Source organism: Streptomyces sp. JH34 (assembly GCF_029428875.1).
Classification (GTDB): Bacteria; Actinomycetota; Actinomycetes; order Streptomycetales; family Streptomycetaceae; genus Streptomyces.
In genome coordinates this window covers 5,312,916-5,326,404 of record NZ_JAJSOO010000001.1, presented here as the reverse complement: position 1 = coordinate 5,326,404, position 13,489 = coordinate 5,312,916, and the positions used below count along the sequence as shown (strand labels likewise).

12 protein-coding genes and 1 other RNA gene are annotated in these 13,489 nt (G+C 74.1%); 5 read left to right on the top strand and 8 right to left on the bottom strand.

Annotated elements, in window-relative coordinates; translation table 11 throughout:
- Window positions 1-227 precede the first annotated feature (227 nt).
- The 3 genes from rnpB to LWJ43_RS23855 all read right to left on the bottom strand — a co-directional run bounded on the left by rnpB (window position 228) and on the right by LWJ43_RS23855 (window position 2,722).
- Window positions 228-627, bottom strand: an RNA gene (gene rnpB / locus LWJ43_RS23865) — RNase P RNA component class A.
- An 18-nt stretch (window positions 628-645) separates the two neighbouring features.
- Window positions 646-1,179 carry a TetR/AcrR family transcriptional regulator gene (locus tag LWJ43_RS23860; protein ID WP_277334254.1) on the bottom strand — a complete coding sequence of 178 codons (534 nt, stop codon included), beginning with the start codon at window positions 1,177-1,179 and terminating at the stop codon, window positions 646-648.
- Window positions 1,180-1,303: 124 nt separating this feature from the next.
- On the bottom strand, window positions 1,304-2,722 hold the full coding sequence (locus LWJ43_RS23855; RefSeq protein WP_277335975.1) for an RNB domain-containing ribonuclease: 1,419 nt from the start codon (window positions 2,720-2,722) through the stop codon (window positions 1,304-1,306).
- A 156-nt stretch (window positions 2,723-2,878) separates the two neighbouring features.
- Here LWJ43_RS23855 and yaaA point away from each other — a divergent pair, with 156 nt between their 5' ends.
- Complete coding sequence (gene yaaA, locus LWJ43_RS23850) at window positions 2,879-3,679, top strand: peroxide stress protein YaaA (protein ID WP_277334253.1); 801 nt, start codon at window positions 2,879-2,881, stop codon at window positions 3,677-3,679.
- Between the two features lie 72 nt (window positions 3,680-3,751).
- Window positions 3,752-4,399, top strand: a complete 648-nt coding sequence (gene eda, locus LWJ43_RS23845; RefSeq protein WP_277334252.1) for a bifunctional 4-hydroxy-2-oxoglutarate aldolase/2-dehydro-3-deoxy-phosphogluconate aldolase — start codon at window positions 3,752-3,754, stop codon at window positions 4,397-4,399.
- Between the two features lie 9 nt (window positions 4,400-4,408).
- On the opposite strand, the gene LWJ43_RS23840 is transcribed toward eda, so the two are convergent.
- From LWJ43_RS23840 to LWJ43_RS23820, 5 genes are all read right to left on the bottom strand, one after another.
- A complete protein-coding gene (locus LWJ43_RS23840; protein ID WP_277334251.1) occupies window positions 4,409-5,194 on the bottom strand; it encodes a sulfite exporter TauE/SafE family protein in 786 nt (261 codons plus the stop codon).
- 8 nt (window positions 5,195-5,202) lie between these two features.
- On the bottom strand, window positions 5,203-6,465 hold the full coding sequence (locus tag LWJ43_RS23835; RefSeq protein ID WP_277334250.1) for a bifunctional RNase H/acid phosphatase: 1,263 nt from the start codon (window positions 6,463-6,465) through the stop codon (window positions 5,203-5,205).
- A complete protein-coding gene (locus tag LWJ43_RS23830) occupies window positions 6,465-7,208 on the bottom strand; it encodes a zinc ribbon domain-containing protein (RefSeq protein ID WP_277335974.1) in 744 nt (247 codons plus the stop codon). The genes LWJ43_RS23835 and LWJ43_RS23830 overlap by 1 nt, the downstream gene beginning before the upstream one ends.
- A complete protein-coding gene (locus tag LWJ43_RS23825; RefSeq protein ID WP_277334249.1) occupies window positions 7,205-8,041 on the bottom strand; it encodes a Nif3-like dinuclear metal center hexameric protein in 837 nt (278 codons plus the stop codon). Before LWJ43_RS23825 ends, LWJ43_RS23830 begins: the two co-directional genes overlap by 4 nt.
- Before the next feature lie 84 nt (window positions 8,042-8,125).
- Window positions 8,126-9,166 (bottom strand): ABC transporter substrate-binding protein, encoded by a 1,041-nt coding sequence (locus LWJ43_RS23820; protein WP_277334248.1) that lies wholly within the window; start codon window positions 9,164-9,166, stop codon window positions 8,126-8,128.
- Window positions 9,167-9,943: 777 nt separating this feature from the next.
- On the opposite strand from LWJ43_RS23820, the gene LWJ43_RS23815 reads away from it, so the two are divergent.
- The 3 genes from LWJ43_RS23815 (at window position 9,944) to LWJ43_RS23805 (ending at window position 13,485) form a co-directional block, all read left to right on the top strand.
- A complete protein-coding gene (locus LWJ43_RS23815) occupies window positions 9,944-11,197 on the top strand; it encodes a hypothetical protein (protein WP_277335973.1) in 1,254 nt (417 codons plus the stop codon).
- A 648-nt stretch (window positions 11,198-11,845) separates the two neighbouring features.
- Window positions 11,846-12,763 carry an ABC transporter ATP-binding protein gene (locus tag LWJ43_RS23810; RefSeq protein ID WP_277335972.1) on the top strand — a complete coding sequence of 306 codons (918 nt, stop codon included), beginning with the start codon at window positions 11,846-11,848 and terminating at the stop codon, window positions 12,761-12,763.
- Window positions 12,763-13,485 carry an ABC transporter permease gene (locus LWJ43_RS23805; protein WP_277334247.1) on the top strand — a complete coding sequence of 241 codons (723 nt, stop codon included), beginning with the start codon at window positions 12,763-12,765 and terminating at the stop codon, window positions 13,483-13,485. Before LWJ43_RS23810 ends, LWJ43_RS23805 begins: the two co-directional genes overlap by 1 nt.
- Window positions 13,486-13,489 lie beyond the last annotated feature (4 nt).

Sequence of the window (13,489 nt, the reverse complement as noted above, 5' to 3'; positions counted from 1 at the left end):
AACGCCGCAGGCGCTCACTCGACGGAGCAGGAGGGCCGCTGCGGGAGGGAGCCGGCCAACGGCTGGAACAGCTGCCGGGCCGGCGGGCAAGGGCGGGACGACGGGCCCGGACCTTCCGGGACGCGGAGGGCGTGGCCCCGGATCGCCGACCGGCCGGCGGCGCGGGTCAAAGGCCCGTTTCCAGGGCGAGCCGTACGTTTCCGTGGGGGGGACCGCGAGTGGAGCGGCAGACGAGTCGGGCTGTACGCCGGGTTCTGTCGCCCGGTCGCCTCGCGGCGGCCGGGGAGACGGCCATCCATCTAGGACCGGCATTGCTGCCGGTCTCGTGCGGTCTACCCGCGAACTCGGGCGGGCAGCCCTCGGACGTTCGCGCAGGAGCACCGGGGCGCTCCCTCTTGACCTTGCTCCGGGTGGGGTTTACCTAGCCGTCCGAGTCGCCTCGGACGCTGGTGGTCTCTTACACCACCGTTTCACCCTTACCGGGGACCGAGGTCCCCGGCGGTCTGTTTTCTGTGGCACTGTCCCGCGGGTCACCCCGGGTGGCCGTTAGCCATCACCCTGCCCTGTGGAGCCCGGACGTTCCTCGGGAGGATCCTGGGATCCTCACGCGGCCGTCCGCCCGGCTCGTCTGCCGTGGTCACCATGCTACCCGGCGGGGCCGGGGGTGAAGGCCGCGATGCCCGCCTCCCAGGCCGCGGAGAGGTCGGCGCCCGGTGGGAAGCGGCCGTTGAGCTCCAGGACGACCATGCCGTGGGCGAAGGCCCAGGCCGCCCGGGCCCGGTCCTCGTCGCCACCGGCGGCACGGAACAGCGGGGCGGCCGCGGCGTCCGCCGCTCCCCCGGCGGGGAGGGCGCGGCCCATCGTGAGGAGGTAGAGGTGGGGGTGCGCCAGGGCGTAGGCGCGGTAGGCGGTGGCGAGTGCGGAGAAGGAGCCGGGGGCCGCCGCCTCGGCGGCCGTGAGCACCCCGGCGGTCTCGCCGAGCATCTCGGCGGCCAGGGCCGCCACCACGGAGGACTTGTCCGGGAAGTGCTTGTAGAGGGACGGCGCCTTCACGCCCACCCGGTCCGCCAGCCGGCGCATGGTGAGCGCTTCCGGACCCTCCGCCTCCAGCAGTGCACGCGCGGCGGCGATGATCTGCCGGGGCCTGTCGGCCGTGGGGGCGATGGCGAGGTCACTCACGCGTAAGACCTTCCCTGGTACGGAGTCGGTACGCAGTCCGCAACCGAGGACGTGATCGTACGAGATGCGGACAAGCCGGTCGTCACGGACCTGGCGCCGGGCGGCCCCGGGCGCCCGCCCGCGCTCAGGCGGGTGCGAACAGCACCTTCGTCGGGCCGAGGTCCGCCCGGGTGAGGCGCACCTGGAGCCGCTCGCCCAGCGGGAGCGGGGCACCGGACTCGATCCGGGCGACGATCGCCGGGTCCTGGACGTGCACGGTGCCCACGGCCGGGTCGTCGTCCTCGACGTCGATCACGAAGGCGTCGAAGACCTGGCCGACCCGGCCCCCGAGCAGCGCCGCCTCCGTGAGGTCCACGCACTCGCGCTCCACGGTGTTCGCGCGGCGGGTCCCCTCGGCCATCTCCTTCGGCAGGCCGTCCAGCGCCTGCAGCAGCCACTCCGGCGGCTCCCGCCCGGCGCTCGCCGCGAGGCACAGCTCGGCGGCGTAGCGGTCGACGAGGCGGCGCAGCGGCGCGGTGCAGTGGGTGTAGAGCTCGGCGACGGCGGCGTGCACGGCCGGTGCGGGGAGCTCTCCGTGGTCGAACACGCTGTACCCGGCGCCGCGCAGGAGCGTGGTGCACTCCTGGAGGAAGGCGGCATGGGCGGCCTCCTTGGGGTCGAGGGAGCGCACCACCTCGGCGTACGCGACGTGGTGCGGCCAGTCGATGTGCAGCGCTTCGGCGGAGCGCCTGAGCCGGGCGACGGCGCCGTCGGGGGCGACCGGCAGCGTCCGCAGGATGCCGGTGCCCGAGTCCCGCATGATCCCGGCGGCGGCCATGCCGGTGAGCAGGGAGATCTGGGCGTTCCACCTCTCGGCGGGCACGGGTGCGCGGTAGTCGAGGTCGTAGCCTCCGTCGCGTTCGACCATCTCCTGCTCGGGCACGTCGAGCGAGATGCCGCCCCGGACGGTCTCCTGCTGCTCGCGGAGGAGGCCGATGTCCTTCAGCAGGGCGAGCGGTTCCTCCGCGGTACCGGCGTCGATCTGCCGCTGGACGTCCGCGTACCCGAGCTTCGCGCGGCTGCGCACGAGGGCCCGGCGCACCTCGGTGGCGACTGTGCGGCCCTCGGTGTCGAGGTCGATCCGCCAGAGCGCGGCGGGGCGGGGCCCGCCGGGGAGGAGACTCGCGGCTCCCTCGGAGAGCACCGGAGGGTGCAGGGGGACCTTGCCGTCGGGGAAGTACAGGGTCGTCACACGCCGGTGCGCCTCGGCGTCGAGCGCCCCGCCGGGCCGGACGAAGGCGGCGACGTCGGCGATGGCGTAGTGCACCCGGAAGCCGTGCGGACGGCGCTCCAGGTACATCGCCTGGTCGAGGTCCGTGGAGTCCGGCGGATCGATGGTGAGGAACGGCAGGTCGGTGGCGTCCCGGTGGCCCGACAGGTCCGGGGACCCGGCCGCCTCCGCGGCTTCGGCCATGACGGCGGGCGGGAAGCCGGCGGGCAGGCCGAGGCGGAGGCGCAGCGCGTGCAGGGCCGCCCTCAGCGGGGCGCCGTCCGCGCCGGTCATACGAAGCTGGCGGCGGGGCATGCCATCGAGCGTAGGCGGGGGCGACGGGGTCGGCATCCCGGTCTCCCGGCGGACCCGGCGCGGGCCGGACCGTACCCTTGCCGGAGGGCTTCTCGCGTGTGAGAGGCCCTGAGCCGCGTATGAAGGAGATCGCCCGTGCTCGTGCTGTTGCCGCCCTCCGAAGGTAAGGCCGCCTCGGGGCGCGGGGCGCCGCTCAAGCCGGAGTCCCTGTCCCTGCCGGGCCTCGCTGACGCCCGGGCCGCGATCCTCGACGAGCTGGTCGAGCTGTGCGTGGCGGACGAGGAGAAGGCCCGCGAGGTGCTCGGCCTGAGCGAGGGGCTGCGGGGCGAGATCGCGAAGAACGCTGAGCTGCGGACATCCGGGACCCGGCCGGCCGGGGAGATCTACACCGGGGTGCTGTACGACGCCCTCGGCCTGGCCACGCTGGACACCGCGGCCAAGCGGCGGGCCGGGACGTCGCTGCTGGTCTTCTCGGGGCTGTGGGGCGCGGTGCGGGTGGGCGACCGGATCCCCTCGTACCGCTGCTCGATGGGGGTGAAGCTGCCGGGGCTGGGCGCCCTGAACGCGCACTGGCGCGCCCCGATGGCCTCGGTCATGCCGGAGGCGGCCGGGACCGGGCCGGTCCTCGACCTGCGTTCGTCCGCGTACGCCGGGGCGTGGAAGCCCTCGGGCGAGGTCGCGGAGCGCACGGTGAGCGTGCGCGTGCTCCAGTCCCGGGTCGTGGACGGGGTGGAGAAGCGGTCCGTGGTCAGCCACTTCAACAAGGCCACCAAGGGCCGGATGGTGCGCGACCTGCTGTCGGCCGGGGCCCGCCCGAAGGGTCCCGCGGAGCTGGTGGAGGCACTGCGCGACCTCGGATACGTGGTGGAGGCGAAGGCCCCCGAGCGGGCGGGGCGGCCCTGGGCGCTCGACGTGGTGGTCACGGAGATCCACTGACCTGTCGGAGGTGCGTTGCATCATGCGCAACGCTCGTTGCGCATTGTGCGGTCCTCGCGGCAGGATGAGTCCATGACCTCCTCCGCGCCCGCCGCCGTGTCCGCCTCCGTGCTGGACCTCGCCCCCGTCGTCCCCGTCGTCGTCCTGGAGGACGCGGCCGACGCCGTGCCGCTGGCCCGCGCGCTCGTCGCGGGCGGACTGCCCGCCATCGAGGTCACGCTGCGCACGGCCGCCGCCCTCGACGCGATCCGGGCGATCGCCTCGGAGGTCCCGGACGCCGTGGTCGGCGCGGGCACGGTCATCTCCCCGGCGCACGTGGCGGAGACCGTCGCGGCAGGGGCCCGCTTCCTGGTCAGCCCCGGCTGGACGGACGCCCTGCTGGACGCGATGAAGGCCTCGGGCCTGCCGTTCCTGCCGGGCGTCTCGACGACGTCCGAGGTCGTGGCGCTGCTGGAGCGCGGGATCACGGAGATGAAGTTCTTCCCCGCCGAGGCCGCGGGCGGCACCGCGTATCTGAAGGCACTGGCCTCGCCGCTCCCCCAGGCCCGCTTCTGCCCGACGGGCGGCGTCTCCCTGGCCTCGGCACCGTCGTATCTGGCCCTGCCCAACGTCGGCTGTGTCGGCGGCAGCTGGATGGTGCCCGGCGACGCGGTGGCGGCGAAGGACTGGGCGCGCGTGGAGCGGCTGGCCGCCGGGGCGTCGGCACTGGGCCGCGGCTGAGCCCCGGGCTCAGCTCGCCGCCCGGACCGCGTACAGCAGGCCGATGCCCAGGGCGAGGACGCCCAGCAGGAGCCTCAGCGCCTTCTCGGGGAGGCGGGGCTGGAGCCGTGCTCCCAGGTAGCCGCCGTAGAGCCCGCCGAGGCCGCAGGCCAGGCCGAGTGCCCAGTCGGGCGCGATGTCACCGGTGGCCGTCAGCGACAGCAACGCGTATGCGCCCGCCCCCGCAAGGGACGTGACGAACGTGCAGGCCAGCGCGGCGGGCGCGACCTTGGCGACGGGCACCCCCCGCCCGACGAGTACCGGACCGATCAGGGAGCCGCCGCCGATCCCGTACACGCCGCCCGCGATCCCGACTGCGAGGGCGAGGGCCCTGGTGGCCCGGGGCGACAGGGGCACCGCCTCGTCCGTGCGGCGGACGGGGCGCAGCGTACGCACGCAGAGCCAGGCACCCAGCGGGAACAGCAGGACGGCGACGAACGCCCGGAAGACCGTGGGCCCCGGCACGGCGAAGACCCGGACCACCGCCCCGATCACCACGCCCGGTACGGCGCCCGCCACGAGCAGCCGGGTCAGCGGACCGCGCAGCGCACCGCCGCGGCGGTAGCGCAGGAGCGCGCCGGGGCACGAGACCACGTTGTACAGCAGGTTGGTCGGGGTCACCGCCGGGCTCGGCACGCCCAGGACGCTGACCTGCGCAGGCAGCAGGAACACCGCGCCTGACACTCCCACGGGCGCGGTCGCCACCGAGATCAGCAGTCCGGCGACGAAGCCCAGGAGTCCCGTGGACCAGGTCACCCGACGCCCTACCGCAGGTGCGAGGTGTCGTTGAGGAGTCTCAGCGACGCGTTCCCGTCGGCGTAGTACGCCACCGTCGAGACGGAGGCGGGTGAGAGCTCCATGCGGAACAGCGACTCCGGAGGGGCGCCGAGCGCGAGCCGCACCAGGGTCTTGATCGGGGTGACGTGGGTGACCAGGAGCGCCGTGCGGCCCGCGTGACGGGCGATCAGCCGGTCGCGTGCCGCCGAGACCCGCTCCGCCACCTCGGCGAAGCTCTCGCCGCCGCCCGTGGGCGCCGCGTCGGGCGACGCCAGCCAGGCGGTGAGGTCCGCGCCGTGGCGCTCCCGTACCTCGGCGAAGGTGAGGCCCTCCCAGACGCCGAAGTCGGTCTCGCGCAGGCCGTCCTCGACACGGACCTCCAGGCCGAGCCGTCCGGCCACGGCTTCCGCCGTCTCACGGCAGCGTCGCAGCGGGGAGCTCACGATCTCCTGGACCGTGCCCTGTGCCGCGAACGCCTCCGCCGCGCAGGCGGCCTGCCGACGGCCGGCCTCCGACAGCTCGGGGTCGCTGCCACCGCTTCCCGAGAACCGCTTCTCGGGGGTGAGGGCGGTCTCGCCGTGCCGGAGCAGGAGGAACGTGGCGGGCGCGCCCAGGTCCGGCGCACTGCCCCAGCCCACCTGCGGGGCCTGGGCGGATTCCGGCTGCGGGGCGGCCACCGGCCGGGCCGCGGCCAGGGCGGCGCGGACCTTCGCGGCACCGGCGACCGCGTCGCCGGGCGGTCCGGACGGAGGCTGCTGCTCGTGGAGGATACGCGTGCGCGTCGTCTCCACGTCGGCGGTCGAGGCCCCCGGGTCCCACTGCTCGCCCCGCTTGCCGGCGTCCATGGCCTCGTTGGCGAGCCGGTCCGCGTGCTTGTTCTCCGCGCGCGGGATCCACTCGTACGTGACCGAGGAGGCGGGCAGGACGCGTGCGGCCTCCTCGGCGAGCGGCTTCATGTCGGGGTGCTTGATCTTCCAGCGCCCCGACATCTGCTCGACCACCAGCTTGGAGTCCATCCGGACGCGGACCTGCACGGGCGTGTCCGGGAACAGGTCCCTGACCGCCGTGAGACCGGCGATCAGCCCCCGGTACTCCGCCACGTTGTTCGTGGCGACGCCGATGTACTCGGCCGCCTCCGCGAGCGTGGCGGCGTCGACGGGGTCGAGGACGACGGCGCCGTAGCCGGCGGGCCCCGGGTTGCCCCGGGAGCCGCCGTCCGCCTCGACGACCAGCCGGCGGGGTGCGGGCATTACAGGCCCGACTCCGAGGTGCGGACCAGGATGCGGTGACAGTTCTCGCAGCGCAGCACCGTGTCGGGGGACGCGGCCTTCACGTCGTTGACCTCGGTGATGTTCAGCTCCAGGCGGCAGCCCTCGCAGCGGCGCTGGTAGAGCCGGGCCGCGCCGACGCCGCCCTGCTGGGCGCGCAGCTTGTCGTAGAGCTTCAGCAGGTCGGCGGGAACGGCACCCGCGACGACCTCGCGGTCCTTGGAGACGGTGGCGGCCTCGGCGTCGAGCTCCTGGGTCGCGGCGTCCCGGCGGGCGGTCGCGTCGTCGACCTTGGCCTGCACCGCGCCGACGCGTTCGGTCAGCTCGGTGACGCGCTCCTGGGCGGACTCGCGGCGCTCCATGATCTCGAGGACGACGTCCTCGAGGTCACCCTGGCGCTTGGCCAGCGAGGTGATCTCGCGCTGCAGGTTCTCCAGGTCCTTCGGCGAGGAGACCGCCCCGGAGTCGAGCCGCTGCTGGTCGCGGACGGCGCGCTGGCGCACCTGGTCCACGTCCTGCTCCGCCTTGGTCTGCTCGCGGGTGGTGTCGCTCTCCTCGGTCTGCGAGGCGACGAGCAGGTCGCGCAGCTGTGCGAGGTCGCTGTTGAGCGAGTCGAGCTCGGCGTGCTCGGGCAGCGACGTGCGCTTGTGGGAGAGCTGCGACAGACGTACGTCGAGTGCCTGGACTTCGAGGAGTCGGATCTGGTCGGCGGGCGCGGCGTTCAGTTGGGGGCTCCAGAAGAGTGGTGGGTGGTCCAGGGGTCGGTGACCTGCTTCGAGACGTGGACCCGGAGGTCCCATCCGTGGCGGTCGGAAATCGCGTCGAGCTGCGCGGCGGCCTGCTCGCACCAGGGCCATTCGGTGGCCCAGTGTGCGGCATCGACGAGGCCGAGCGGCGAGTGCTGGACGGCCTCGGAGGCCGGGTGGTGGCGCAGGTCGGCGGTGAGGAAGGCGTCCACACCCGCGGCCCGCACGGCGTCGAAGAGGCTGTCGCCGGAGCCGCCGCTCACCGCGACCCTGCGCACGAGGGCGTCCGGGTCACCGGCCAGCCGGATGCCCTGCGCGGTGGCGGGCAGCCGGGCGGCGGCGCGGGCGGCGAAGTCGCGGAGGGTCTCGGGGTGGTCGAGCTCGCAGACGCGACCGAGTCCGCGGCGGCCCGCCGCGTCGGTGGGGTCCGGCACGAGCGGGCCGGTGACCCGCAGGTCCAGGGAACCGGCGAGGGCGTCGGAGACCCCGGGGTCGGCGGTGTCGGCGTTGGTGTGTGCGACGTGCAGGGCGATGCCGTTCCTGATGAGCCCGTGCACGACCCGGCCCTTGAAGGTGGTGGCCGCGACCGTCGTCGTACCGCGCAGGTAGAGCGGGTGGTGGGTGACGATCAGCTGGGCACCGAGGTCGCGGGCCTCGTCCGCGATCTGCTGCACGGGGTCGACGGCGAAGAGGACCCGGTCGACGTCCGCTCCGGGGTCGCCGCAGACGGTGCCGACGGCGTCCCATCCTTCGGCCCGCTCGGGAGGCCAGAGGGCGTCGAGCTCGGCGATGACTTCAGACAGACGGGGCACGGGGGAAAGGCTACCTGTCCGTCGTGCCCCGCCGCCCCTGGCCGCCGGAGCCCGGGGAGCGGGACCGGCGGCCGGTGCGAATCGTTACTTGACGAGGTCGGCGCGGAGGTCGTCGAGGACGAGGTTCGCGGAGGTGACGCCGAGACCGAGGTACCAGGTCTCGTCGGAGACGTCCTTGGCCCGGCCGGCCTTCACCGCGGCGAGGTTCTTCCAGAGCGGGTTGGCGCGGGCGGTGTCGCGCTTGGTGGCCTTCGCGTCGCCGTAGACGCCGGTGAAGATCCAGTCGGCGTCCGCCTGGTCGATGTTCTCCGGGCTGATCTCCGCGGCGAGATCGTCGATCTGCTGGTTCGCGGGCCGCGGCAGACCCACGTCCTGGAGGATCGTGCCGATGAAGGACGCCTTGGCGTAGAGGCGGATCTTGTCCGGCAGGTAGCGGACCATCGAGATCGTCGGCTTGTCGGGACCGATGTCCTCGCCGAGCTTCTTCGCGTTCGCCTCGTAGGCGGCGAGCTCGGACTTCGCCTTCGCGGTCCTGTCGAGCGCGGCGGCGTTCAGGAGGTAGTTCTCCTTCCAGGTGAAGCCCGGACGGATGGAGAACACGGTCGGCGCGATCTTCGAGAGCTCGTCGTACGTGTCCGCGGCGCGCAGCTGGCTGCCGAGGATCAGGTCCGGCTTCAGACCGGCGATCGCTTCGAGGTTGAGGCTGTTGATCGTCCCGACGCTCACCGGGTCCCCGGCGTCCTTCTCCAGGTACGACGGGATGGCCTCGTCCCCTTCGGAGGGGGCGTAACCGACCGGCTTCACACCGAGCGAGACCACGTTGTCGAACTCGCCGACGTCGAGCACGACCACGCGCTCGGGCGCGGCCTCGATCGAGGTGCTGCCCATGGCGTGGGTGACCGTGCGGGGGAACTCGCCGGCCGCGGCGTCGGTGCCGTACTCCGCCGTCTTCTTCGCGGCGTCGGCGAAGTCCTTGCCGCCCGTGGCGACGGCCGCCTTCTTGTCGCCGCCGGTGTCGCCGCCCGCCGAACCGCCCGCCGTGTCGTCGCCGCCGCACGCCGAGAGGGAGAGTGCGGCCGCGACCGCGAGACCGATCGCGGCGGTGCCGCGGCTTCTGAGGGACATGTTCTGCTCCGGTTCAGGGAGGACACAGGAAGTTCTTAGGAAAGCCTCACCTTAGATGCACGCAGATAGGGCAGCACAGGCACCCCCGCTTCCGCAGGCGAATCCGGACACCGACACCCTTATGTGTGAAAGGGGGTGGCTGACGTTGTCCGGCGGGGAGTCCGAAACCTAGCTTCTGTTGCCGGAGGTGACCGGACCATGACTGCCTGTGCCATCGAGGACAAGACCGCCGGAGTCGCAGGGGCTGCCGCGACGGCCGAGCCCGCACCCGGACCGGCGGATCCGGACGGAGCGGCGGAGCCGGTGAAACCCCGCGTCACGGGAGCGTCGGACGAGGGCGCGGACCCGGTCAGAGCAGGGGCGGCGGACCGGGACACCGGCCCGGCCACCATGGGGACGCCCGGCCCGGGCCCCGGAGCGGCCGCGGAGGGGGCGTCCGGCCCGGACCCCGGACCGGCCGCGGCGCGGGCGGATGCGCGGGACAACGGTCCGCGCGGTGCGGGGGCGCCTCACGCCACCGCCACCGTGGCCGTCGTCGCCGTCGGCCCCGGCAGCGCCGATCCCGGGCGGCTCGGTCCCGGCAGCCTCGGCCTCGGTGGTGTCGGCCTCGGTGGTGTCGGCCCCCGGGTCCCGTCCTGGACCGCTCGCGAAGGGACGGGTACGCGCGACGGGGCGGGCACGGGCGAGGGTGCGGGATCGCGCGCCGAGCCGGGCAGGACCGTGGCGCCCGCTCCTCCCCTGCCTGCCGCCGCCCCTTCCGCACCGCCGGTCCCGCCGATGCCCCCGGCTCCTCCCGCCCCGGCACGGTCGACGACCGCGCCCTTCTTCACGCTCGCGCGGACCGGTGCCGCCGCGTCTCCTCCACCTCCCTCACGGACCGCGCCTCCCGTGGCGGACGGGGTGGCGGTCCGGCCCGCGGATCCGCCGCGTCCGGTGGCGCAGCCGCTCGTCCTGTCCGCCGACCGCGCGTACGCGGCGCGGCTCACCGGGGCCGGGACGGCGGGCGGGCCCGCCTGGTACGCCGAGCGCTGGACGCTGGACGGCCCCGAGCCCTACGCCGTGCCCCTCCCCCTCGACCAGCCGGAGGAGCCCGAGGCCGATGTCCTGCCGCTCTCGGACGGGCGGGTCCTGATCCGCCGGCGGGTCACCGCCGACCGGCACACGTTCTCGCTGCTCTATCCGACCGGGCCCGTTACGGGTGAACTCCTGCTGGGCGCGCTCGACTGCGCGGACCTCGCGCTCCTGCCCCCGTCCCCGGACGGTGTGAGCGTCCTCGCGCTGCTCCCCGGCGCACGCTCCACCGCGGTATGGCTGGTGGCGGGCGGCGAGTTCGGCCCCGAGCACCTCGCGGACGTCCCGGGACGCTGTTCGGGCGGTGTCTGGCTGGACCGTGAGGGCCGACTGCTCGCCCTGGACCGGCAGATGCCCGGTGGCGGCCCCGTGAAGGCGGTCGTGCTGGACCTGGAGCGTGGCGGAGAGGTGACTCCGCTGCTGCAGATCGCCCCGGAGAGCAACGACCGCCTGCTGACGGCGGACGCCGACAGCGGTCTGCTGCTGGTCCGGTCGGACGCGCCCGGCCACGACCGGCTCGGCTGGGGGGTGCTCGGCAGCTGTCTGCCAGTGAGGTTCCCGGAGTGCCTGCGCGTGCCGGACGCCACGCTTACGCCGTTCGCCGTGCAGCCCGGCCAGATGCTGATGCCGGAGAGCTGTGCGGTGGCCCTGCGGATCGACGGGGCCGCGGGCGACCGGGTGGGGCTGTGGCGTCCTTCGGGCCGTCGACTGCACCAGTTCGCGGGCCCCGGCGGGTGGCCGGCCGGGTCCGGTTTCTGGACCCGGGAAGGCGTGCTGCACCTGCCGTACGCGCAGGAGGGCGCGCCCTGTGCCGTGGCGCTGCTGGAGGCGCCCGTGGACGAGCCCCGCCGGGCCGCCGCGCGCGGAACGGAGACGTCCGGGAGGACACCGGCTTTCGGTATGTGCAAACCCGTTCCGTTGGGGCAGGCGCCTCTCACCGGGCGCGACGCACCTGGATAAACTCTCGACGGGGCTACGCAGCCGTTCCGTGCGGGCGCCGACGGTGACCGCGCCGGGGGGCGGCGGGGCTGCGACACACACGTAAGCGATTGCAACGGGGAGACTTCCCACATGCCTGAGGCCCGAACCGACACGACCCAGACCCGTCCGCCCGAGGCGGACACGGCCCGGGGCGAAGCCGGCGGCTACGGAAAGCACCGAGGGGGCGCATCTGCGGAGAGCGTGAACGCGCAGCCGCACGGCCGTCACCGCCGTCCCTCCGAAGGAGGTGGCAGCGCGGCGGCCTGAACCACTCCGCAGGAACACGAGGGCCGTCGCAGCCGTCCGGCTGCGACGGCCCTCGCACGTGCGGTGGGCGGTGGGCGGTGGGCGGTGTGCGGAGACAGACGGACACGGAGGAAGCCCAACAGCGGGCGTTCCCAGGACATTTGTCATCGTCGTGTCCGTACATACACCCCTGCCGCAGGGCACGCCCCGATCCGTAGGGTCGTCGCCATGACACGGACGACGGAGACATCGGGGACGTCGGGGACAGGCCCGGCAAGGACGGTGACGGCAGGCCCGGCAGGCCCGGCAGGCCCGGCAGGCCCGGCACGAGCAAGGGACACGGGCGCGGGCACGGCGGGGGCCAGGGTCGCGGGCCCGGCAGTGGAGTTCACCGCCGCGGTGAAGACGTTCAGGACGGCAGGACGCACCGTCCGGGCGGTCGACGGCATCGATCTGACGGTCGGGCGGGGCGAGACCGTCGCACTGCTGGGGCGCAACGGGGCGGGCAAGTCCACGGCCATCGGTCTCCTGCTGGGCCTGGACGTGCCGGACTCCGGCACGGTCCGCCTCCTCGGCCGCACCCCTGACCGGGCGGTGCGTGCCGGCCTGGCCGGCGCGATGCTCCAGGACGGCCGGCCGATCCCCCGGGTGACGGTGGGTGAGCTGGTCCGCTTCGTCGCGGCGCTCCATCCGCACCCCCTGCCCGTGGCCGAGGCACTCGCCCTCGCCGGGGTGGCGGAGTACGCCGGCCGGCGGGTCGACAAGCTGTCCGGCGGACAGGTCCAGCGCGTCCGGTTCGCGGTGGCGCTTGCCGGTGATCCCGAACTGGTCGTGCTGGACGAGCCGACGGCCGCCCTGGACGTCGAGGCGAGGAACGCGTTCTGGGCCTCGATCCGGTCCTGCGCGGAACGCGGCGTCACCGTCCTGTTCTCCACGCATCATCTGGAGGAGGCCGACGCGCACGCCGGCCGGATCGTCGTCCTGGACCTCGGCAGGATCGTCGCGGACGGCAGCGGCGAGGTGATCAAGCGGTCGGCGGGCGGCGGCGTGGTCTCCCTCGACCTGGCCGGCCGGCCCGCCGCGGGGCTGGACTCGCTGCCCGGTGTCACGGCGGTCGAGGTGCACGGGGACCGGGCTCTGCTGCGCACGGACGACTCGGACGCGACGGTCGTCGAACTGGCCAGGATGGGTGCCGTACGCGGGCTCCAGGTCAGCAGGGCCACCCTGGAGGACGCGTTCCTCCTCCTCACCTCCCCCGCCGCGGGCGCGGCGGCCGGTCCCGGGAAGGAGGCCGAGTGATGTTCCCCTACATCGCCCTGGAGATCCGCAGGACCCTGCGCGATCCCACGTTCCTGGTCTTCGGGACGGGCATGCCGGTGATGATGTATCTGCTCTTCACGAACCTCGGAGGGGGCGGCGCGTACGACGACTGGAAGGCCGCGTCCATGGTCGGCATGGCGGCGTACGGGGCACTCGGGTCCTCGATGGCGATCGGCACGGGCATCGCGTCGGACAAGTCCCTCGGCTGGCTGCGTCAGTTGAGGATCACACCGCTGTCCCCGGGGCGCGCGGTGGCGGGACGCGCGGTCAGCGGTTCGGTGACCGTCCTGCCGACCGTCCTGACCGTCCTGTCGGCGGGGGCGCTCGTCAACGGGGTCCGGATGGCGCCCTGGCAGTGGGGCGCGCTGGTACTGCTGCTGTGGATCGGCGCGCTGCCGTTCACCCTGCTCGGCATCGGCAACGGCTACCGGCTCACCCCCCAGGGGACGGGGGTGGTCAACGTGGCCTGCCTGATGGGCTTCGCGGTCGTCGGCGGGCTGTGGTTCCCGCTCGGCATGTTCCCCGGATGGCTGCGGACCGTGGGCGGGTTCACCCCCGCGCACGCCTTCGCCGACCTTGGCTGGGCGACGATCGCGGGGCGCGCCCCGGCGGCCGGGTCCGTGGCCGTGCTGGGTGCGTGGCTGCTGCTGTTCGGCGGGTACGCGGTGCTGTCCTACCGCAGGTCGGCGAGGACCCTGTGAGGGG

Coding starts and splice junctions, on each gene's coding strand:
- LWJ43_RS23805 (WP_277334247.1), top strand. CDS start 12,763: ATGTTCCCCTACATCGCCCTGGAGATCCGCAGGACCCTGCGCGATCCC.
- LWJ43_RS23855 (WP_277335975.1), bottom strand. CDS start 2,722: ATGACCGGCGCGGACGGCGCCCCGCTGAGGGCGGCCCTGCACGCGCTG.
- LWJ43_RS23820 (WP_277334248.1), bottom strand. CDS start 9,166: ATGTCCCTCAGAAGCCGCGGCACCGCCGCGATCGGTCTCGCGGTCGCG.
- eda (WP_277334252.1), top strand. CDS start 3,752: ATGACCTCCTCCGCGCCCGCCGCCGTGTCCGCCTCCGTGCTGGACCTC.
- LWJ43_RS23815 (WP_277335973.1), top strand. CDS start 9,944: ATGCCCCCGGCTCCTCCCGCCCCGGCACGGTCGACGACCGCGCCCTTC.
- LWJ43_RS23835 (WP_277334250.1), bottom strand. CDS start 6,465: ATGCCCGCACCCCGCCGGCTGGTCGTCGAGGCGGACGGCGGCTCCCGG.